14 protein-coding genes and 2 pseudogenes are annotated in these 18,783 nt (G+C 61.9%); 15 read left to right on the top strand and 1 reads right to left on the bottom strand.

Annotation, left to right across the window (positions count from 1 at the left end):
• The first annotated feature begins 89 nt into the window (after positions 1-89).
• The 14 genes and pseudogenes from ACQ4LH_RS07125 (at position 90) to ACQ4LH_RS07060 (ending at position 13,346) form a co-directional block, all read left to right on the top strand.
• On the top strand, positions 90-854 hold the full coding sequence (locus ACQ4LH_RS07125; RefSeq protein ID WP_430696563.1) for a transporter substrate-binding domain-containing protein: 765 nt from the start codon (positions 90-92) through the stop codon (positions 852-854).
• A 108-nt stretch (positions 855-962) separates the two neighbouring features.
• The gene (locus tag ACQ4LH_RS07120) at positions 963-2,222 is read left to right on the top strand and encodes a cyanophycinase (RefSeq protein ID WP_430696562.1); all 1,260 of its coding nucleotides are present in this window, start codon (positions 963-965) and stop codon (positions 2,220-2,222) included.
• A gap of 294 nt (positions 2,223-2,516) precedes the next feature.
• Positions 2,517-3,158, top strand: coding sequence for a response regulator (locus ACQ4LH_RS07115; RefSeq protein ID WP_430696561.1), 642 nt, complete (start codon positions 2,517-2,519; stop codon positions 3,156-3,158).
• A gap of 250 nt (positions 3,159-3,408) precedes the next feature.
• Positions 3,409-4,542 (top strand): methyl-accepting chemotaxis protein, encoded by a 1,134-nt coding sequence (locus ACQ4LH_RS07110; protein WP_430696560.1) that lies wholly within the window; start codon positions 3,409-3,411, stop codon positions 4,540-4,542.
• 30 nt (positions 4,543-4,572) lie between these two features.
• Positions 4,573-4,941, top strand: coding sequence for a response regulator (locus ACQ4LH_RS07105; protein ID WP_182834340.1), 369 nt, complete (start codon positions 4,573-4,575; stop codon positions 4,939-4,941).
• A gap of 10 nt (positions 4,942-4,951) precedes the next feature.
• The gene (locus tag ACQ4LH_RS07100) at positions 4,952-5,290 is read left to right on the top strand and encodes an STAS domain-containing protein (protein ID WP_305594238.1); all 339 of its coding nucleotides are present in this window, start codon (positions 4,952-4,954) and stop codon (positions 5,288-5,290) included.
• Complete coding sequence (locus tag ACQ4LH_RS07095) at positions 5,287-7,503, top strand: chemotaxis protein CheA (RefSeq protein ID WP_430696559.1); 2,217 nt, start codon at positions 5,287-5,289, stop codon at positions 7,501-7,503. The genes ACQ4LH_RS07100 and ACQ4LH_RS07095 overlap by 4 nt, the downstream gene beginning before the upstream one ends.
• A pseudogene (locus tag ACQ4LH_RS07090) lies at positions 7,472-8,047 on the top strand (MCP four helix bundle domain-containing protein); the annotation flags it as partial. The gene ACQ4LH_RS07095 and the pseudogene ACQ4LH_RS07090, both read left to right, overlap by 32 nt.
• A gap of 405 nt (positions 8,048-8,452) precedes the next feature.
• Positions 8,453-9,157 (top strand): annotated as a pseudogene (locus ACQ4LH_RS07085) (methyl-accepting chemotaxis protein); the annotation flags it as partial.
• 9 nt (positions 9,158-9,166) lie between these two features.
• A complete protein-coding gene (locus ACQ4LH_RS07080; RefSeq protein ID WP_430696558.1) occupies positions 9,167-9,700 on the top strand; it encodes a chemotaxis protein CheW in 534 nt (177 codons plus the stop codon).
• A 27-nt stretch (positions 9,701-9,727) separates the two neighbouring features.
• The gene (locus ACQ4LH_RS07075) at positions 9,728-10,549 is read left to right on the top strand and encodes a CheR family methyltransferase (RefSeq protein ID WP_430696557.1); all 822 of its coding nucleotides are present in this window, start codon (positions 9,728-9,730) and stop codon (positions 10,547-10,549) included.
• Positions 10,546-11,049, top strand: coding sequence for a chemotaxis protein CheD (locus tag ACQ4LH_RS07070; RefSeq protein ID WP_430696556.1), 504 nt, complete (start codon positions 10,546-10,548; stop codon positions 11,047-11,049). The genes ACQ4LH_RS07075 and ACQ4LH_RS07070 overlap by 4 nt, the downstream gene beginning before the upstream one ends.
• Positions 11,049-12,101 (top strand): protein-glutamate methylesterase/protein-glutamine glutaminase, encoded by a 1,053-nt coding sequence (locus ACQ4LH_RS07065; RefSeq protein ID WP_430696555.1) that lies wholly within the window; start codon positions 11,049-11,051, stop codon positions 12,099-12,101. Before ACQ4LH_RS07070 ends, ACQ4LH_RS07065 begins: the two co-directional genes overlap by 1 nt.
• A gap of 3 nt (positions 12,102-12,104) precedes the next feature.
• Positions 12,105-13,346: an EAL domain-containing response regulator gene (locus ACQ4LH_RS07060; RefSeq protein ID WP_430696554.1), complete on the top strand. Its 1,242-nt coding sequence runs from the start codon at positions 12,105-12,107 to the stop codon at positions 13,344-13,346.
• Between the two features lie 53 nt (positions 13,347-13,399).
• Here ACQ4LH_RS07060 and ACQ4LH_RS07055 read toward each other — a convergent pair whose 3' ends face one another.
• Complete coding sequence (locus tag ACQ4LH_RS07055) at positions 13,400-13,687, bottom strand: hypothetical protein (RefSeq protein ID WP_430696553.1); 288 nt, start codon at positions 13,685-13,687, stop codon at positions 13,400-13,402.
• Positions 13,688-14,252: 565 nt separating this feature from the next.
• Between ACQ4LH_RS07055 and putA the strand changes: the two genes are divergently transcribed.
• A complete protein-coding gene (putA, locus tag ACQ4LH_RS07050) occupies positions 14,253-18,194 on the top strand; it encodes a trifunctional transcriptional regulator/proline dehydrogenase/L-glutamate gamma-semialdehyde dehydrogenase (RefSeq protein WP_430696552.1) in 3,942 nt (1,313 codons plus the stop codon).
• Positions 18,195-18,783: the final 589 nt, after the last annotated feature.

The raw sequence follows: 18,783 nt of genomic DNA, 5'->3' as shown, positions 1-18,783 counted from the left end.
GCGCCCTGTGCGGCGCCTCTTTTCTCGGCTTGGAGCCTGGCCTCTGACCCCAGGCTGTCTGTCTGACAGCGCTTGCAAGGGGCACCGAAATGCTACGAGCAACCCTATTTATGCTGGGCTTGATGCTGCTAAGCAGTGCTCAGGCGCAGCCCCTGCGCATCGCCATGGAAGGGCAGTTTCCGCCCTTCGAGCAAATCGATGCGAACGGTCAATTGCGCGGTTTCAATGTCGACATCGCCCAGGCCTTGTGTCAGGCCATGGCGGCCGATTGTCAGCTGGTCAGGTTTGCCTGGGACGATTTGATTCCGGCACTCAATGAGCAGCGTGCGGACCTGATTCTGGCATCCATGTCGATCACCGCGCAGCGCGCCGAGCTGGTCGATTTCACCGCCAAATATGCGCAAACCCCGGCCTTTTTCTTCGCCCGCAAGGGCCTGGTCAACCAGGTGATCATCACCCCAAGGCGCATTGCCGGCAAACGCCTGGGCGTGCAGCGCGACACCACCTATGACCGCTTCCTCACTGACAAATACCAGCAGCACACCGAGGTGCTGCGCTTCGACTCAGCCGAAGGCATGTACCAGGCGCTCGGTGCAGGGCACGTCGACCTGGTGCTGGATGACGCGGTGTCCGGCTATTTCGGCTTTCTCGACACGGTCCAGGGCCAGGGCTTCGAGCAGGTGGGCAACAAGGTGGTCGCCCCCAAACACTTTGGCAAAGGCCAGGGCATCGCCGTACGCAAGGGCGATCACGTATTGCGTGAGCGGCTGGATAGAGCCCTCAGCGTGATTCTCAGCAACGGCGTCTACAAACGCATCGAGAAGCAGTACTTCAAACAATTCACGGTGTATTAGCCGAAGGAGTCAGCCACCCAGAGAGCCACGCGGCGTTATCTGCAGCAGTTCCCGTTTTACAACTCTCACAACAAGCGTGCGCCGAGCGCACATCGGAGAACTCGAACCATGATCAGATCATTTATGCGATGCAGCGCGTTGCTGCTCGCCCTTCTACCCGTCACCGGCTACAGCGCCGGCCCGCTGATATTGATTGGCGGCGGCCTCAAGGATGACAACACGGCGATCTATCAGCGCCTGATTCAACTGGCCGGTGGCAGCGGCCAGGCGCGAATCGGCGTTATTACCGCTGCTTCGATCCCGGAAAGTGACGACCCGGATGCCGGTACGGCCGACGCCGCTAACTCCAAAGCCAATGGCGAGTTCTATGCCCAGCTGCTGGAGACCTACGGCGCCGCCGATGCGCAGTGGATCCCCATCGACCTGGATCAGATCAGCAATAACAGCAACCCGCAGGTGGTCGCGCAGATCAATAGCATGACCGGTTTCTTTTTCGGCGGTGGCGACCAGTCGCGTCTGACCCAGGCCCTGCAAACCGCGACCCGTGCCGACAGCCCGGCCTTGGCGGCCATTCGTGCGCGGCATAACGCTGGCGCGGTATTGGCGGGTACCAGCGCCGGTACCGCGATCATGGTGCAGGGGCCGATGGTCACTGGCGGCGAAAGCTATGACGCGCTGCGTTATGGCGTGTACACCTCGCCGGGTGGTGATGACCTGTCCTACGACATGCAGGGCGGTTTTGGCTTCTTCAATTACGGTTTGCTGGATACCCACTTCAGCGAGCGTGGCCGTCAGGGCCGTATCGTGCGCCTGGCGGATCACACCCAGGTGCCGTTTGCCTTCGGTGTCGATGAAAACACCGCGCTGCTGGTGCAAAACAACGCCACCCTGGGCCAGGTGGAAATGGAAGTGATAGGTGCGGCCGGGGTGTTTATCTTCGACCTGCGCAACAAGGAGCGTGGTACCGGCAGCAGCTACGCGCTTTATGACGTGCTGGGCAGCTACCTGACGGCGGGTGATCGCTATCGCCCGGTAACCGGCCAGTTTGTGATCGCCAGCGGCAAGACCAGCCTGCGCGGTCGCGAGCGCTACAGTTCGGCGATGACCGCCACCACCGATATTTTCAGCAGCCCGAACAACAGCACCAGCGCTGGCCGGCGCAAACCGCGCGAGTTCGTCAAAGTCAGCGCCGACCTGTTCGACAGCCGCGTGACCACGACTCTGGGGCGTACCTACGAGACCAACCCGCGCTTTCGCGTCGACCTGTTCAAAAGCAGCCAGTTCGATAGCCACGGTTACCAGGGCACCGTTGGCGGCAAGAACATGCTGTCCTACCTGCGTTTGCTGATGGATTTCCGTCCTAACTAAGCGAACTGCGGCCCGTCGGCTTTTGCTGGCGGCGGCCACTGAGCAAAGCCACTTTCTGTTCGGAAGTGGCTTTGTTATTTCAGTCCTGTGGGCAAGGTTTCCTGCACGATGCGCGCATCTGCCCTACATTTCGCCTCAGTAACTGGCTGATTGTCGGCCCCAGGCCCCTCGCGCAGAATGCGCCGCGCGTTTGGGCTGGTCAGCTGGCTGCCAGGCGTTGCACGATAACAATGCCAAGCCAGGGAACGGTGTCTGCCAGTTGTACCGGGGTATGCCCCGTCTGAGGAGTCTGCAATGTCTGCGCGGGTTGTATTGGTCGATGATCACGAACTGGTCCGTGCGGGCATTCGCTCGCTGCTGATCGAAGCAGGCTATGAGGTGGTGGCCGAGGGCAGTGATGGTGATCAGGTCGAGGCCCTGGTCGAAAGCCATCAGCCTGATGTGCTGCTGCTCGACCTGACTATGCGCCGCTGCTCGGGGCTGGAGGCGCTGACCATGGTGCGTTCGCGCTGGCCGGGGCTGCCGGTGATTCTGCTGTCCATGCATGACACCCGCGACTATGTACTCAAGGCCATGCAGATGGGCGCCAGCGGCTATCTACTCAAGGATGCGGCGGTGATCGAGCTGCAACTGGCCCTGCAATCGGTGCTGGGCGGCCACCGTTACCTCAGCCCGCGAGTGGCTGGGCAGGTGATCGATGCGGCCTCCGGGCGCGGCGGCGAAGACCCGCTTGAGTTGCTCACCAGCCGCCAGCAGGAAGTGCTGTATTGGCTGGCCAAGGGTAAGAGCAACAAGGAAGTGGCGTTTATCCTCAACCTCAGCGTGAAAACTGTGGATACCCACCGTGCGCAGATCATGGAGCGCCTGGCTATTCGCGACCTGGCCGGCTTGGTGATGTATGCCCTGCGCCGCGGCATTATCAAGCTGGACGAGTAGCCCTCGCGCTTTTTTGCCTAGGTAGATTTACCTGCGCCCACCGGTAAATCACTGATAAGCCTTTTGGCGTCAATTTTATAAGCTCACCGCAGCAGATGGCAGTAAGCCGTCAGGTGGCTTGTCGCCGTTAAATTGGCGATCGGTTCGCCGATGTTCTGGGCCTGACCTATAGTTTTTCCAGCGCGGCGCTGTGCGCGCCTTGCCGTAACACGAGTAGCGGTGACCTCCCTCGTCAGTACCGAGAATTCCCATGATCAAGCATCCGCGACTGATTGCTTATGCTTCGCGTCCCTGGCTGGTAGCCGGCGCTGTTCTGCTGCCAGCCGCCTGCCTGCTGTTGGCCAGCGTCTGGTGGCACGGCCTGTTGGCCGCCGCCGTGTTGTTGCTGTGGCTGTGGCTGCTGGTGGCCAGCCCGGCGCTTGAGCAAGCCGCCGTTGAGCCGCAAGTCTCGGCGCAGGCCCTCGATGAGGTGCAAAGCAGCCTGACGGCCCTGCGCGAGCTGCTCGATGCGGTGCTGCCGTTGTGGATGCGCCATATCGAACTGGTCAACGGCCAGACCTCCAGCGCAGCCGGTGGCTTGACCGAGAAATTTATCAGCATGAGCCAGCAGATCAGCCAGGCCCTGGATATCGGCGCCGGCGAAGACGGTGGCGGGGTGTTCGAGGTGCTGCGCAGCGCCCAGGTCGAATTACCGCAGGCGGTAAAGATGCTCGACGACACCCAGGGCGAGCGCGAGCGCTTTCTGGTGGAGATCCGCGAACTCAGCCGTTTTGTCACCGAGCTGCACGGTATGGCCGAGGATGTCGCCAAGATTGCCTCGCAAACCAACCTGCTGGCGCTCAACGCCGCCATCGAAGCGGCGCGGGCCGGCGAGGCCGGGCGCGGTTTCTCGGTGGTGGCCGATGAGGTGCGCAAGCTGTCGTCGATGTCCGGCGAGACTGGCACCAAGATCACCGAGAAGGTGCAGATCATGGGCCGCTCCATGGAATCCATGGTGGCGCGGGCCGAACAGATGGACACCAACAGCCATGACGGCATCGAGGCCGCCGAACGCATTGTCGGCAAGGTGCTCGGCGAGCTGGGCGATGGCGTGGCGCAGCTGGAGCAGCGCCTGCAGATGCTCCAGGGCAACAGCCGCGAGGTCGAGCAGACAGTCAACGCGGTACTGGTTGACCTGCAGTTCCAGGACCGCGTCAGCCAGATCATTTCGCACATCAGCGAGGACATGCAGCGCCTGCGCGACAGCCTCGCCGAGCCGGTGGTGCCGGCCAGTCGTGACTGGCTGCGCCGTCTGGAGTCGAGCTACACCACCTTGGAGCAGCAGCGCGTGCACAGCGGCCAGCGTGCTTCCAGCGTCGAGCAATCTTCGGTCACCTTCTTCTAACGCAATTTCAGAACCACGGGACGCACAGTAATGGGAAAGACGGTCTTGGTAGTGGATGACTCGACCAGTTTTCGGCAAGTCGTCGGCATTGCCCTCAAGGGCGCCGGCTACGACGTGCTGGAGGCCTGTGATGGCAAGGACGCACTGAGCAAGCTGGATGGTCGCAAGATCAACCTGATTGTCTCGGACGTGAACATGCCGAACATGGACGGCATCACCTTCGTCAAATCGGCCAAGTTGTTGCCGGCCTACAAGTTCACTCCGGTGATCATGCTCACCACCGAAGCCGGTGAGGCAAAGAAAGCCGAAGGCAAGGCCGCCGGTGTGCGCGCCTGGGTGGTCAAACCCTTTCAGCCGCCGGTGCTGCTCGATGCAGTGTCGAAACTGATACTGCCCTGAGGAGGCATCCGTGACCGTAATAAACAGTCGTGAAGAAACTGGACGGTACATCTTCGAAGTAGCAGGCGAATTCAATATCTACAGCGCCGTCCAGCTCAAGGATGAACTGCTCAGCCTGCTGGGCAGCCATAAGCAGCTTGAGATTGACCTGGGCGCGGTCGAGGATTTCGACAGCACCGGGGTGCAGATCCTCTTGCTGCTCAAGCGCGAAGCGCAGCGCCAGGGTCGCAGCCTGGCTTTTATCCAGCACTCGCCTGCGGTGCGCGAGGTGCTCGATCTGCTCAACCTGGTGGCCGAACTCGGCGACCCCATGGTGATTCCGCTGGATGCTCGCGGAGGTCGCCCATGAACCTTGATCAAGCCCGTGGTGCATTGGTCCAGGAAGCCCGCGAACTGCTGGTGGACATGGAAGATGCGCTGCTGGAAATCGAAAGCGACGGCTACAACGCCGAGCGGGTCAACGCCATCTTCCGTGCGGCGCACACCATCAAGGGCTCGGCCGGGCTGTTTGGTCTGGAGTCGCTGATCAACTTCACCCATGTGGTGGAAAGCCTGCTCGATCAGGTGCGCAACGGCGAAAAAACTCTGGATGGCAGCATGCTCTCGCTGCTGCTGACCTGTGGCGACTACATCGGCAGCCTGATTACCGCCGTCGAAGACCGCAGCGAAGCCATCGACCCCAACCCCGAGCTGCGCGCACACCTGATCAGCCAGCTCAATGAATACCTGGAGCAAGGTGCCGAGCCTGTCGCCGCGTCGCCGCTCCCCGAGCAGACGCAACTGTCGCAGGTGCCGAGCGGCAAGGTCGATGTGTTGACTGGCGAAGAAGTCGGCAGTGACCTCTGGCATATCTCGCTGCGGCCCAATAGCGATGTGCTGCGCAACGGCATGGACCCGCTGTCGTTTCTGCGTTACCTGAGCAAGCTGGGGCGCATCGTTTACCTGCATACCCTGACCGATACCCTGCCGCTGGCCGAAGCCTTCGACGTCGAGAGCAATTACCTGGGCTTCGAGATCGAGTTCGAATCCCAGGCCAGCAAGCAGGAAGTCGAGGATGCCTTCGAGTTTATTCGCGAGGACAGCCAACTGCTGATCCTGCCGCCGCACAGCAAGATCGAGGCGTACCTCAACCTGATCGTCAGCCTGCCCGAATCGCCGCGCAAGCTCGGCGAAATCCTGCTCAAAAGTGGCGCGCTGACTGCTCACGAACTGCAGCGCGTACTCGCCCTGCAATCCGCCGCGCCGCAGCCGGCACCGCCGCTGGGCACCTTGTTGGTGGAAGAACAGCTGGTGGCGCCGCCGCTGGTGTCGGCGGCGCTGAACAAGCAGAAGCAATCCGACGACAAGCGCGTGCATGAGCAGGTGTTTATCAAGGTCGAGGTCGGCAAGCTGGATGAGCTGATCAACCTGGTGGGCGAGCTGGTCATTGCTGGTGCGGCGGCCAGTCTGTCGCTGCGCCAGGGCAGCCCGGCGGCCATGGGCGAGGCCAATGAAGCGGTGGCCACCCTGGTCGAGCATATTCGCGATGCCTCGTTGTCACTGCGCATGGTCGCCATCGGTGAAGTGTTCCAGCGCTTCCCACGGGTGGTGCGCGATATCAGCAAGGAGCTGGATAAAGACATTGAGCTGCTGATTACCGGTGCGGACACCGAGCTGGACAAGTCGATGGTGGAGAAGCTCGCCGATCCGCTGATGCATATCGTGCGCAACGCCATGGACCACGGTATCGAGCGCTCGGCCGATCGCCTGGCCGCCGGCAAGACCCAGCGCGGCGCACTGCGCCTGAATGCCTATCACGAGTCCGGCAGCATTGTGATTGAGGTGACCGACGACGGTCGCGGCCTGGATCGTCCACGCATCCTCGCCAAGGCGCTGGAAAAGGGCCTGGTGCAGCCCGATCAGGTGCTTAGCGACAGTGAAGTGTTCCGCCTGATTTTCGAGGCCGGTTTCTCCACCGCCGAAACGGTGACCAACCTGTCCGGGCGCGGCGTGGGCATGGATGTGGTGCGCAGCAATATCGAAAAACTGCGCGGCGAGGTCGAGGTACTCAGCGTATTCGGCCAGGGCACCACGGTGCGCATCCGCCTGCCGCTGACCCTGGCCATTATCGATGGCTTCCAGGTGCGGGTTGCCGATGAAGCCTTCGTGCTGCCGCTGGATCAGGTGGTCGAGTGTGTCGATCTCGGCCCTCAGGTCGAGCTGCATGACCTGCTCAACCTGCGCGGTGAACCGCTGCCCTATGTGCGTCTGCGCAGCCTGTTCGGCCTGCCGCCGAGCGACGGCGCGCGCGAGAGCCTGGTGGTGCTGCAGTTCGGCAGTAACCGCGCAGGTGTGGTGGTCGATCAGCTGGTCGGTGAGCTGCAGGCGGTGATCAAACCCCTGGGACAGATTTTTGCGCAAAACAAGGTGCTCAGTGGCTCCACCATTCTCGGTGACGGGAGTGTGGCGCTGATTCTTGATGTCGCCCATTTGATTCAGCGTGCCAGTGCAGCCGCTGAAAACTCAGTCAGTGCCAACCTCCGACGCGCAGATGGCTCTGCCGCCGTGGCACGGACTCAATAAAAGCCGGGAGAAGAAAATGTTCGACAAAATGACGGTGGCGACCCGCCTGCTCCTGCTCGCAGGGGTGCTTATTCTGTTTCTGCTGCTGATCGGTGTGCTGGGAATTTTCGGCATGCGCGAATCCAACGCCGGCATGGAAACGGTTTACAACGACCGGGTTGTACCCCTGCGTGATCTGAAAGTGATTTCCGACAACTACGCGGTGAGCATCGTCGATACCACGCACAAGGTACGCATCGGCGCGCTCAGCTGGCAGGAGGCGCTGCGCAGCGTGAACAAGGCTGAGGAAGCCATTCAACAGAGCTGGAGCAACTTCACCTCGACCCGATTGGTGGGTGAGGAGCAGGTATTGGTCGATGAGCTCAAGCCGCTGTTGAAGGAGGCCGACGAAGCCAACGCCAAGCTGCTGCGCATTCTCGAAGGGCGCGACCAATTGGCCCTGGAGCAATTTATCAGCAGCGATCTGTACCAGAAGATCGATCCGGTTTCCGACCGTTTCGGCAAGCTGGTCGATGTGCAGTTGCAGGTGGCCAAGAGCGAATACGACCTGGCCCATGATCGCTACAACCTAGTGTTTACCGTTGCCGTCAGTTGCATGGTCCTGAGCCTGCTGTTGGCTGTGCTGCTGGGCGTAATGATTACCCGCAGCCTGCTGCGCCAGCTCGGCGGCGAGCCGTATGCGGCTATGGAGTCGCTGCAGCGCGTGGCGGCCGGCGACCTGACCGTGGATATCCGCCTGAAAGACGGCGACCAGAGCAGCATGCTCTACAGCCTGCAGCAGATGGTGCTCAAGTTGCGCTCGATCATGGGCGATGTGCGCATGACGGCCGACTCGCTAGCTTCAGCCTCCGAGCAGGTCGCTGCCTCGGCCCAGGCGCTGAGCCAGAACGCCTCCGAGCAAGCCGCCAGCGTTGAAGAAACCAGTGCTTCGGTGGAAGAAATTGCCGCCACCGTGGCGCAGAACAGCGAGAACGCCAAGGTCACCGACGGCATGGCCAGCCAATCGTCCAAGGATGCGGTGGAAGGCGGCGCGGCCGTGCGCGAGATGGTCAACGCCATGCGCCAGATCGCCGGCAAGATCGGTATCATCGACGACATCGCTTACCAGACCAATCTGCTGGCGCTTAACGCCGCGATTGAAGCAGCGCGCGCCGGTGATCACGGCAAAGGCTTTGCCGTGGTGGCGGCTGAAGTGCGCAAGCTGGCTGAGCGCAGCCAAGTGGCCGCGCAGGAAATCGGTTCGGTGGCCAGCGACAGCGTGACCCTGGCCGAACGCGCCGGGCAACTGCTGGAGCAGATGGTGCCGTCGATCCGCAAGACGGCCGACCTGGTACAGGAAATCTCCGCCGCCTCGCGTGAGCAGAACACCGGTCTGGAACAGATCAACCTGGCGGTGGGCCAGTTGGCGCAGATCACCCAGGTCAATGCTTCGGCTTCCGAAGAGCTGTCCTCGACTTCCGAGGAAATGAGCGGTCAGGCCGTGCAGTTGCAGGAGATGATTCAGTTCTTCCAGCTGGCCGAAGTGGCGGCGCGGCAGATGCCCGGCACACCGCCTGGCAGAAATCGGCCGGCGGCCATGAGCAAGCCGACGCAGCCTGTACGCCGTCATCTGCACGATGATCAGGTCGATGAGTCGGCGTTCACCCGCTTCTAGGAGGCTGCCATGAGTACTTTGCCAGCCCATATCCAGGGCCGCGCTGCGGCCCCGGTGGAAACGCCGCTGACTCAGCAGTTTCTGACCCTGACCCTGGGCCAGGAGCTGTTCGCTCTGCCGATTGAGCATATTCGCGAAATTATCGAGTTCGGCGGCCTGACTGAAATTCCACTGATGCCGAGCTTCCTGCGCGGGGTGATCAACCTGCGCGGCGCGGTGGTGCCGGTGATTGATCTGGCCGTGCGCTTCGGTCGTGAGCGCACGCCGATTGCCAAGCGCACCTGCATCGTTATCGTCGAAGTCGAGCAGGGCGACAGCATGCAGCTGCTCGGCATCATCGTCGATGCAGTCAACGAAGTACTGGCCGTGGAAGGCCATCAACTGGAAAGCCGACCGGCCTTTGGCGCGCGCATTCGCGCAGATTTTATTGCCGGCATCCTCAAGCACCACGAGCAGTTTGTGGTGGTGCTGGATATTCCTCAGGTGCTGTCCCTCGATGAGCTCGCCGAGCTGGTGGGCGGCCTTGAGCACAGTGAAGGGTGAGGCGTTATGGCTGATGGCGGGTGGGCAATGAATGCGGGCACCCAGGTTGCGCTGAGCGAGCCGGAGTTTCGCCAGCTGCAGGCACTGTTCTACGAGCGTGTCGGCATTCAGCTGCCGCCGGTAAAGAAGCCGCTGATCTGCGGGCGACTGTCCAAGCGCCTTACGGCGCTGGGGCTGAGCAGCTATCAGCGCTATTACCAGTACCTGATTTCGCCGCAGGGTGTGACCGAACTGGAGGTCGCGATTGATCTGATCACCACCCACGAAACCTATTTCTTTCGCGAACCCAAGCACTTCGACTTTCTTCAGCAGAAGATTCTTCCGGCCTGTGCCGGTCAGTCCGACTTTCGCGCCTGGAGCGCGGCCAGCTCCACCGGCGAAGAGGCTTATACCCTGGCGATGCTGCTGCATGAGGCGCGTCCGCACTTGGGCTGGAGCGTGCTCGGTACTGACATCAGCCGTCAGGTGGTGCAGAGCGCCGAGCGTGGCCTGTACCTGATGGAGCGCGGCAGCAAGATTCCCGCGCACTACCTCAAGCGCTACTGCCTCAAGGGCAAGGATCAGTACAAAGGCTATTTTCTGGTCGAGCGCGGGCTGCGGGAGCGGGTCGAGTTTCGTCAGGGCAATCTCAACCTGCCGGCGCCTGAGCTGGGCCTGTTCGAGCTGATCATGCTGCGCAACGTGCTGATCTATTTCGATCAGGACACCAAGCAGCGGGTGCTGCACAACGTGGTGCAACGCCTCAAACCCGGCGGTTGGTTGATGGTCGGCCACTCCGAGGCGCTGCATGACACCGGTTTGCCGATTGAGATGGTCGCCTCGTCGATCTACCGCAAGGTGGCGGTATGAGCCGCAGCTGCTTTCTCAAACCCGGTGAGCTGTATTTCGGCGGCGGTGATGTGCGCGTGGAAACCCTGTTGGGGCCCTGCGTATCCATCGTGCTGTGGTTTCCGCAGGCCGCCAAGGGCGGTATCTGCCACTTTCAGTTGCCCGGCCTGCGCCGCGTCCGTGAGCACGCGCGGGATCTGGATGGCCGTTATGGCGTGGATGCCTGGGTCTGGTTGAAACAGCAGATGCGTGTGCATGCGCTGCAGCTGGAGGATGCCCAGGTCAAACTCTTCGGTGGTGCGCGCAGCCTGAGCAATGCGGGCTCGCGACTGCGTACCGATATCGGCGCGCAGAATATTGCCTTCGTCGAGAAGCTGATGAATGAGCTGGGCGTGCAGGTGGCGGGGCGTGATCTGGGTGGCGAAGGCTGCCGCTTTCTGCGTTTCGAGCTGGCCAGCGGTGAAGTCTGGGTGCGCCGTGGCGCGGCGTTGAGTATTGAACCGCTTGAGGCGCTGCAGTAATGGCTATCAAGGTGATGATTGTTGATGACTCGGCGGTAATGCGTGAGGTCATGCAACAGCTGTTGGCGCCGCACAAGGACATCGAAGTGGTCGGCGCGGCGATGGACCCGCTGCTGGCCCTGCAGAAGATGAAGACCGTATGGCCGGACGTGATCCTGCTCGATGTGGAAATGCCGCGTATGGATGGCATCACCTTTCTGCGTCAGATCATGGCAACCCGGCCAACCCCGGTGGTGATCTGCTCGACCCTGACCGAGAAGGGCGCGGCCATTACCCTGCAGGCGCTATCGGCTGGCGCGGTGGAGGTGATCACCAAGCCGACCATGGGCCTGCGTGACTTTCTCCATGACAGCGCCCAGGAAATGCTCAGCGCCATCCGAACCGCGGCAAAAGCCCGGGTGCGTGGCGCAGCAGTGCCTACACTGGAGAAGGCCAGTGCCGATGCCGTAGTCAGTGCGCCGATTGTCGGGCTGCACAATCAGCGGACCAGTGAGCGGATTGTCGTGTTAGGTACCTCGACTGGCGGCACCCAGGCGCTGGAGCAGGTGCTGAGTCAGTTGCCGTCCAGTGCGCCGGCGATTGCCATCGTTCAGCACATGCCGGAGAAGTTCACCCGCAGTTTTGCCGAACGCTTGAATTCGCTGTGTGCCATCGAGGTGCGCGAGGCGCAGAACGGCGACCGGCTGCTGCCGGGCCTGGCGCTGATTGCGCCGGGCGGCAAGCATATGTTGGTCAAACGCAGTGGTGGTCAGTACCACGTGGAGGTCAAGGATGGGCCGCTGGTCAGTCGTCACCGTCCCTCTGTTGATGTGCTGTTCCGCTCTGCAGCCGTGCAGGCCGGACGCAATGTGTTGGCCGTGATCATGACCGGCATGGGCGACGATGGTGCCCGCGGCTTGAAGGAGCTGCATGAGTCAGGGGCCAAAACCTATGCCCAGGATGAAGCCAGTTGTGTGGTGTTCGGCATGCCGAAAGAGGCAATCAAACTGGGTGGTGTGGATCAGGTGATCGCGCTGGATGACATCCCAAACGTCCTGATGAGCTGGAGGTAGCAGGTGGAAGAGGCAGTCAACAGATTTCCCCAGCATGTGCTGGTGATCGATGACAGCGAACTGCAACGCCAGTTTACCGCTGAGTTGTGCAGCGAAATGGGTATCGAGGACATTCTGCAGGCGGTGGATGGTTTCGACGCGATTGCCCAGATGAAAACCAACCCGCAGATTCAGGTGATCGTGCTCGATCTGGAAATGCCTGGCATGGACGGTGTGCAGGTGCTGCACGAGATGGCGCGCCTGGAGCTGAATCACTCGGTGGTGGTGGCCAGTGCACGCGAGAGCGTGCTGCTCAATGTGGTCGAGAGCATGGGGCGTAGCCTGGGTTTGCACCTGCTCGGCGTGCTGCAGAAGCCCATCAGCCATGAGCAACTGGCCGCCAGCCTGAGCCGGTTTGCGGTACAGGCAGTGCAGGCCGAGCAATTTGCCGCGCCTCGCGCGCTGTGGCCGCAGCTGACCGAGTCCGATGTGCAGCGCGCGCTGCGTGAGCATGAGTTCGTCGCCTATTTCCAACCCAAGATCAACCTGGCCAACGGCCGCCTGAAAGGCGTGGAGGCGCTGGTGCGCTGGCAGCATCCGGTGCATGGCCTGCTGGCACCGGGGCTGTTCGTCGACATGATCGAGCGCAGCCATTACATCTCGGAAATGACCCTGCAGATGCTCGACATGTCCCTGGCGCACTGCCGGAAGTGGCATGACGCCGGCCTGCCGCTGAGTTTTTCCTTCAACGTGTCGGCGCGTTCGCTGGCAGATTCCAAGCTGGCCGACGAGATCATCGCGCGGGTGGCGGCCAGTGGTATCGCCCCGCAGTACGTGATTCTGGAAATCACCGAAAGCGCGATCATGACCGACCTGAGCATTACCCTCGGCACCCTGGCGCGTCTGCGTCTGAAAGGCTTTGGCTTGTCGGTGGACGACTACGGCACCGGGTTTTCCTGCATGTTGCAGCTGTCACGCGTGCCCTGCACCGAGCTTAAGGTCGACCGTGCCTTCGTCAATGGCGCCAGCGAGAGCCTGCACCTGCGTATCCTGCTGGAAAGCGCTCTGGATATCGCCAGCAAGCTGGGCCTGGGCGTGGTCGCCGAGGGCGTGGAAACCCTGCAGGACTGGCAGCTGCTGCGTGATCTGGGCTGTGGGGAAGTGCAGGGCTACTTTGTCGCCAAACCCATGCCGGGTGACGCGCTGCTGGCCTGGTGGCGCAGCAATGAGGCGCGCTTACGCGGCCTGGTGATGGCGACCTCTTAGCGCAGGTCGCTAGGCGTTTGAGCTACAGCTGTGGCGAGTGCCATATGAGTGAGTTAAAGCTCGTCCTCAGTCGTTTCCAGGCTCTGTAGCACCACCTGTTCCAGTGCGTTGCCGGGCTCTGGCTGCGTGCCGGCAAGCTGGCCGAGCAATTGCCACTGTTGATCCAGTTCGCTGTTGATTGCCAGCATGCGCTCAATCATTTTGCACGCAGTGGCGTTCACGGCGCTGTCCTGGGTGTTGAGCAGTTCAAACGACATTGCGGTGATGGCGGCAGTCAGGTGGGTGAGGGTGCGCGTGGACAGGCTGAGCAACTCGGTCAATTGCGCTTCCTTGGCAGTCATGGTCATCTCCTTGTGAATCCTGCCCTGAGCTTAGCGCGACATGGTGTCGCCCGGCTATCCGCTCCATCGCCTGAGTCCTACCGCCGGGCTTCTGTGCAGTTTCTTTCTCCTCTCTATTGTCAGGTATATGGCCGGTTGCACTGATCGTGCACGCACTCCGTCGGCCAATGCGCGCGCAGTTGCCTGGTGTGCTTTGCTCAGTTAAGGCGTGAATACAGGGTGTGGTGCAACCTGCTGGCTGTTTCGGTTGTACCTGTCGTCGGAAGCGCTGCGGTTTTTTAAAACAAGCGTTTTGCTTACTTAGCGTGCGATTTCCACTGGAACCGCGCCAGAACTGGGCTTGCGCCAGAATGCAGCTGGATTACTGGCTGCTGAAGACCGTAAAAAGCTCTGATTTTGTTTGGTTGCACCTAGTTGCACCATGCGCCTTCTGAGGTTTAATCTCTCGCCAGATTTTTTGTGACCCGCCACCCATAGCGGCCACCTCTCGGGGCCGTCGCGGGGCAACGTCCAAAATTGCTCCCGGCGATTTTTTGCCGTGCTCCAGCCCATACAGGACAAACCAATGGCCACCACCACCCTTGGCGTAAAGCTCGATGATGCAACCCGTGATCGCCTCAAGCAGGCTGCGCAGTCGATTGACCGCACGCCGCACTGGCTGATCAAGCAGGCGATCTTCAATTATCTCGAGCAGATCGAGGGTGGTCTGACCCCGGCTGAGCATTCCGGCCTCGCGGCAGTAGCTGGTGAAGAGTCGGTTGATTCCTTGACCGAGCAGGGCCTGCAGGTGTTCCTCGATTTTGCCGAAAGCATCCTCCCGCAATCGGTGCTGCGCGCCGCGATTACCGGCGCTTATCGCCGCCCGGAAACCGAAGCGGTGCCGATGCTGCTGGAGCAGGCGCGCCTGCCCAAGGACATGGCCGAGGCGAGTAACAAGCTGGCCATGGGCATTGCCGAGAAGCTGCGCAATCAGAAGAACGCTGGCGGCCGTCAGGGCCTGGTGCAGGGCTTGCTGCAGGAATTCTCGCTTTCCTCGCAGGAAGGTGTGGCGCTGATGTGCCTGGCCGAAGCGCTGCTGCGCATTCCGGACAAGGCCACCCGTGACGCGCTGATCCGCGACAAGATCAGCAACGGCAATTGGAGCCAGCACCTGGGCAACAGCCCGTCGATGTTCGTCAACGCAGCTTCCTGGGGCCTGCTAATCACCGGCAAACTGGTGGCCACGCACAACGAAGCCGGCCTGGTGACTTCGCTTAACCGCATCATCGGCAAGGGCGGCGAGCCGCTGATCCGCAAGGGCGTGGACATGTCCATGCGCCTGATGGGCGAGCAGTTTGTGACCGGCGAAACCATCGCCGAAGCCTTGGCCAACGCCACCAACATGGAAAGCAAGGGCTTCCGTTATTCCTACGACATGCTCGGTGAAGCCGCGCTGACCGATGAAGACGCCAAACGCTACCTGGCGTCTTACGAGCAGGCGATTCATGCCATCGGTAAGGCCTCTCACGGCCGTGGCATCTACGAAGGCCCGGGTATCTCGATCAAGCTCTCGGCGCTGCACCCACGTTACAGCCGCGCGCAGTACGAACGCGTGATGGACGAGCTGTACCCGATCCTGCTGGGCCTGACCAAGCTGGCCAAGCACTACGACATCGGCCTGAACATCGACGCTGAAGAAGCCGACCGCCTGGAAATCTCCCTCGATCTGCTAGAGCGCCTGTGCTTCGATCCGGCGCTGACCGGCTGGAACGGTATCGGTTTCGTCATCCAGGCCTACCAGAAGCGCTGCCCGTACGTGATCGACTACGTCATCGACCTAGCCAAGCGCAGCCGTCACCGCCTGATGATCCGCCTGGTGAAAGGCGCGTACTGGGACAGCGAGATCAAGCGCGCCCAGGTCGAAGGTCTGGAAGGCTATCCGGTCTATACCCGCAAGCCGTACACCGATATTTCCTACATCGCCTGCGCGCGCAAGCTGCTGGCCGTGCCGGAAGCCATCTACCCGCAATTCGCCACCCACAACGCCCACTCGTTGTCGGCCATCTACCAGTTGGCTGGGCAGAACTACTACCCCGGGCAGTACGAGTTCCAGTGCCTGCACGGCATGGGTGAGCCGCTGTACGAGCAGGTGGTGGGCAAGGTTGCCGATGGCAAGCTGAACCGTCCGTGCCGTATCTACGCACCAGTGGGCAGCCATGAAACCCTGCTGGCTTACCTGGTGCGTCGCCTGCTGGAAAACGGCGCGAACACCTCGTTCGTCAACCGCATTGCTGACCACAGCATCTCGATCAAAGAGCTGGTGCTTGACCCGGTACAGCAGGTCGAGCAGATGGCCACGCAGGAAGGCGGCCTTGGCCTGCCGCACCCGCGCATTGCCCTGCCGCGTGCGCTGTATGGCGACGCCCGCTTGAACTCCGAAGGCATCGACCTGGCCAACGAACACCGCCTGGGTTCGCTGTCCTCGGCGCTGCTGAGCAGCACCAACAACGCCTACAAGGCCATGCCGCTGCTCGGTTGTGAAGCCCCTGAGCTGAGCGACGCACAGCCAGTGCGCAACCCGGCGGACCACCGCGACATCGTCGGCCATGTGCATGAGGCCAGCGAGCAGGATGTGCGCAACGCCTTGCTCTGCGCCGTGTCCAGCGGGCAGATCTGGCAGTCGACCCTGCCGGCCGAACGCGCCGCTGTGCTCGATCGCGCCGCCGACCAGATGGAAGCGGAAATGCAGCAGCTGATGGGCCTGCTGGTGCGCGAATCCGGCAAGACTTTCGCCAACGCCATCGCCGAAGTGCGCGAGGCGGTGGACTTCCTGCGCTACTACGCGGCGCAGGCACGCAATCACTTCAGCAACGATAGCCACCGCCCGCTGGGCCCGGTGGTGTGCATCAGCCCGTGGAACTTCCCGCTGGCGATCTTCAGCGGTCAGGTGGCCGCCGCGCTGGCTGCCGGCAACACCGTGCTGGCCAAGCCGGCCGAACAAACTCCACTGATCGCCGCGCAGGCCGTGCGCATTCTGCTGGATGCCGGTGTACCGAGCGGCGCCGTGCAACTGCTGCCGGGCCGTGGTGAAACCGTCGGTGCTGGCCTGATCGGCAACGAGCGAGTACGTGGCGTGATGTTTACCGGCTCCACCGAAGTGGCCGGGATTATCCAGCGCAACCTCGCTGGTCGCCTGGATGCCCAGGGCCGCACCATTCCGCTGATCGCCGAAACCGGCGGCCTCAACAGCATGATCGTCGACTCCTCGGCGCTCACCGAGCAGGTGGTGGTCGATGTCGTGGCCTCGGCCTTCGACAGCGCCGGCCAGCGCTGCTCGGCACTGCGCGTGCTGTGTGTGCAGGAAGACGTGGCGGATCGAGTGATCAACATGCTCAAGGGCGCTATGGCCGAATATAGCCTGGGCAACCCGGAGCGCTTGAGCACTGACATCGGCCCAGTGATCGACGCGGAAGCCAAGGGCAATATCGACCAGCACATCGAGAGGATGCGCGAGAAGGGTCGCAAGGTATTCCAGACCGCCCGTGCCGTGGGTGACGACATCAAGCGCGGCACCTTCGTGCTGCCGACGCTGATCGAGCTGGACAGCTTCGACGAGATGCAGCGCGAGATCTTCGGCCCGGTGCTGCACGTGGTGCGCTACCAGCGTGCTGACCTGGGTAAGTTGCTGCAGCAGATCAACGACAGCGGCTATGGCCTGACCCTCGGTGTGCACACGCGCATCGACGAAACCATCGCCCAGGTGGTCAACACCGCCAAGGTCGGCAACCTGTATGTAAACCGCAACATGGTGGGTGCTGTGGTCGGCGTGCAGCCTTTTGGCGGCGAAGGTCTGTCCGGCACTGGCCCGAAAGCCGGTGGCCCGCTGTATATGTACCGCCTGCTGGCAACCCGTCCGCAGGACGCAGTGGCCAAGCAGCTGCAGCAGGAAAATGGCGAAATCCAGCGCCCGGCAGAGCAGGCCAAGGTGATTCAGGCGCTGCAGGATTGGGCGACCAAGCATGAGCCGAGCCTGAGTGCCCTGAGCGCGCAGTATGTCGAGCTGGCGCAGAGCGGCACCGTGCAGATGCTCAACGGCCCAACCGGTGAGCGCAACAGCTACAGCCTGCTGCCACGCGAGCATGTGCTGTGCCTGGCGGATGAACGCAGTGATCTGCTGGTGCAGCTGGCAGCAGCCCTGGCTGTGGGTTGCCAGGTGCTGTGGCAGGAAGGCGAGCTGACCCGCGAGCTCTTTGCCGCATTGCCCAAGGCCGTGCAGCAACGCATCACAGTGCTCAGCCAGTGGCGCGAAAGTGACAGCACGTTCGACGCCATCCTGCATCACGGTGACTCCGATCAGCTGCGCGAAGTCTGCCAACTGGCGGCTCAGCGCCCTGGCGCAATCATCGGTGTGCATGGTCTGCACAAAGGCGAGACGGATATCCCGCTGGAGCGTCTGCTGATCGAACACGCCCTAAGCATCAACACCGCAGCAGCTGGCGGCAACGCCAGCCTGATGACCATCGGCTAACAGGTTCTACGAGCATCCCACCCCGACCGGTTCGCCGGCCGGGGTGGTTGGCAACACCGGCTTACCGCCACCCCCAGGCACCTTGCCCAGGTGTCTGATGCTGCACTGCAGCGCCCGTCGTACATCCGGCAACGGAGGGTTACCCACCCGGTACGATGCGTTTCTTCCCCTCTGGCATTTCGATGCGCTGCGCTCGCCTACCCGGCGGCGCAGGAACGGAGCTACCCGCTCCGTTCCACATCGGCCGCCTGCCGACTGTTCAGATCTAATCCTGCGTTGTTATGTGCCCCTGCATTCACTCGACTGTGTGTAGCCGCAAGGTGCTCAAGCGTATCGATAGCGCTATTTGGTTTTGCCTGCCAGCTGATCGCGCAGTGCGCGCTCGACCGCAATCTGCAGCGTGTATGCAGGTGCTTCGATGGCGTCGTGGTCGCGGGTGTAGCGGCGGGNGRAAATTGCGTACGCCCCCNCTKCTGKTATTKYTGCMCSKGCMGCAGGTCATGCGCCCCCNCACCCSACMMTTTTTTTGGGGGCTTYCNACSTTGCGGGAGAMGAKGATGTCGATCAGCGGTAMCSCCTKCACGTCGGG

Origin of the sequence: Pseudomonas peli (assembly GCF_050563605.1) — a bacterium.
In the GTDB taxonomy this organism is placed as follows: domain Bacteria; phylum Pseudomonadota; class Gammaproteobacteria; order Pseudomonadales; family Pseudomonadaceae; genus Aquipseudomonas; species Aquipseudomonas peli_A.
Note: the sequence above shows the minus strand (reverse complement) of the source record. Positions and strands in the feature narration are given on the sequence as shown.

Excerpts from the sequence above, each read along its gene's own strand:
- ACQ4LH_RS07070 (WP_430696556.1), top strand. The coding sequence starts at position 10,546 with ATGAGCCGCAGCTGCTTTCTCAAACCCGGTGAGCTGTATTTCGGCGGC.
- ACQ4LH_RS07120 (WP_430696562.1), top strand. The coding sequence starts at position 963 with ATGATCAGATCATTTATGCGATGCAGCGCGTTGCTGCTCGCCCTTCTA.
- ACQ4LH_RS07080 (WP_430696558.1), top strand. The coding sequence starts at position 9,167 with ATGAGTACTTTGCCAGCCCATATCCAGGGCCGCGCTGCGGCCCCGGTG.
- ACQ4LH_RS07115 (WP_430696561.1), top strand. The coding sequence starts at position 2,517 with ATGTCTGCGCGGGTTGTATTGGTCGATGATCACGAACTGGTCCGTGCG.
- ACQ4LH_RS07125 (WP_430696563.1), top strand. The coding sequence starts at position 90 with ATGCTACGAGCAACCCTATTTATGCTGGGCTTGATGCTGCTAAGCAGT.
- ACQ4LH_RS07110 (WP_430696560.1), top strand. The coding sequence starts at position 3,409 with ATGATCAAGCATCCGCGACTGATTGCTTATGCTTCGCGTCCCTGGCTG.
- ACQ4LH_RS07095 (WP_430696559.1), top strand. The coding sequence starts at position 5,287 with ATGAACCTTGATCAAGCCCGTGGTGCATTGGTCCAGGAAGCCCGCGAA.
- ACQ4LH_RS07065 (WP_430696555.1), top strand. The coding sequence starts at position 11,049 with ATGGCTATCAAGGTGATGATTGTTGATGACTCGGCGGTAATGCGTGAG.
- putA (WP_430696552.1), top strand. The coding sequence starts at position 14,253 with ATGGCCACCACCACCCTTGGCGTAAAGCTCGATGATGCAACCCGTGAT.
- ACQ4LH_RS07075 (WP_430696557.1), top strand. The coding sequence starts at position 9,728 with ATGAATGCGGGCACCCAGGTTGCGCTGAGCGAGCCGGAGTTTCGCCAG.
- ACQ4LH_RS07105 (WP_182834340.1), top strand. The coding sequence starts at position 4,573 with ATGGGAAAGACGGTCTTGGTAGTGGATGACTCGACCAGTTTTCGGCAA.
- ACQ4LH_RS07055 (WP_430696553.1), bottom strand. The coding sequence starts at position 13,687 with ATGACTGCCAAGGAAGCGCAATTGACCGAGTTGCTCAGCCTGTCCACG.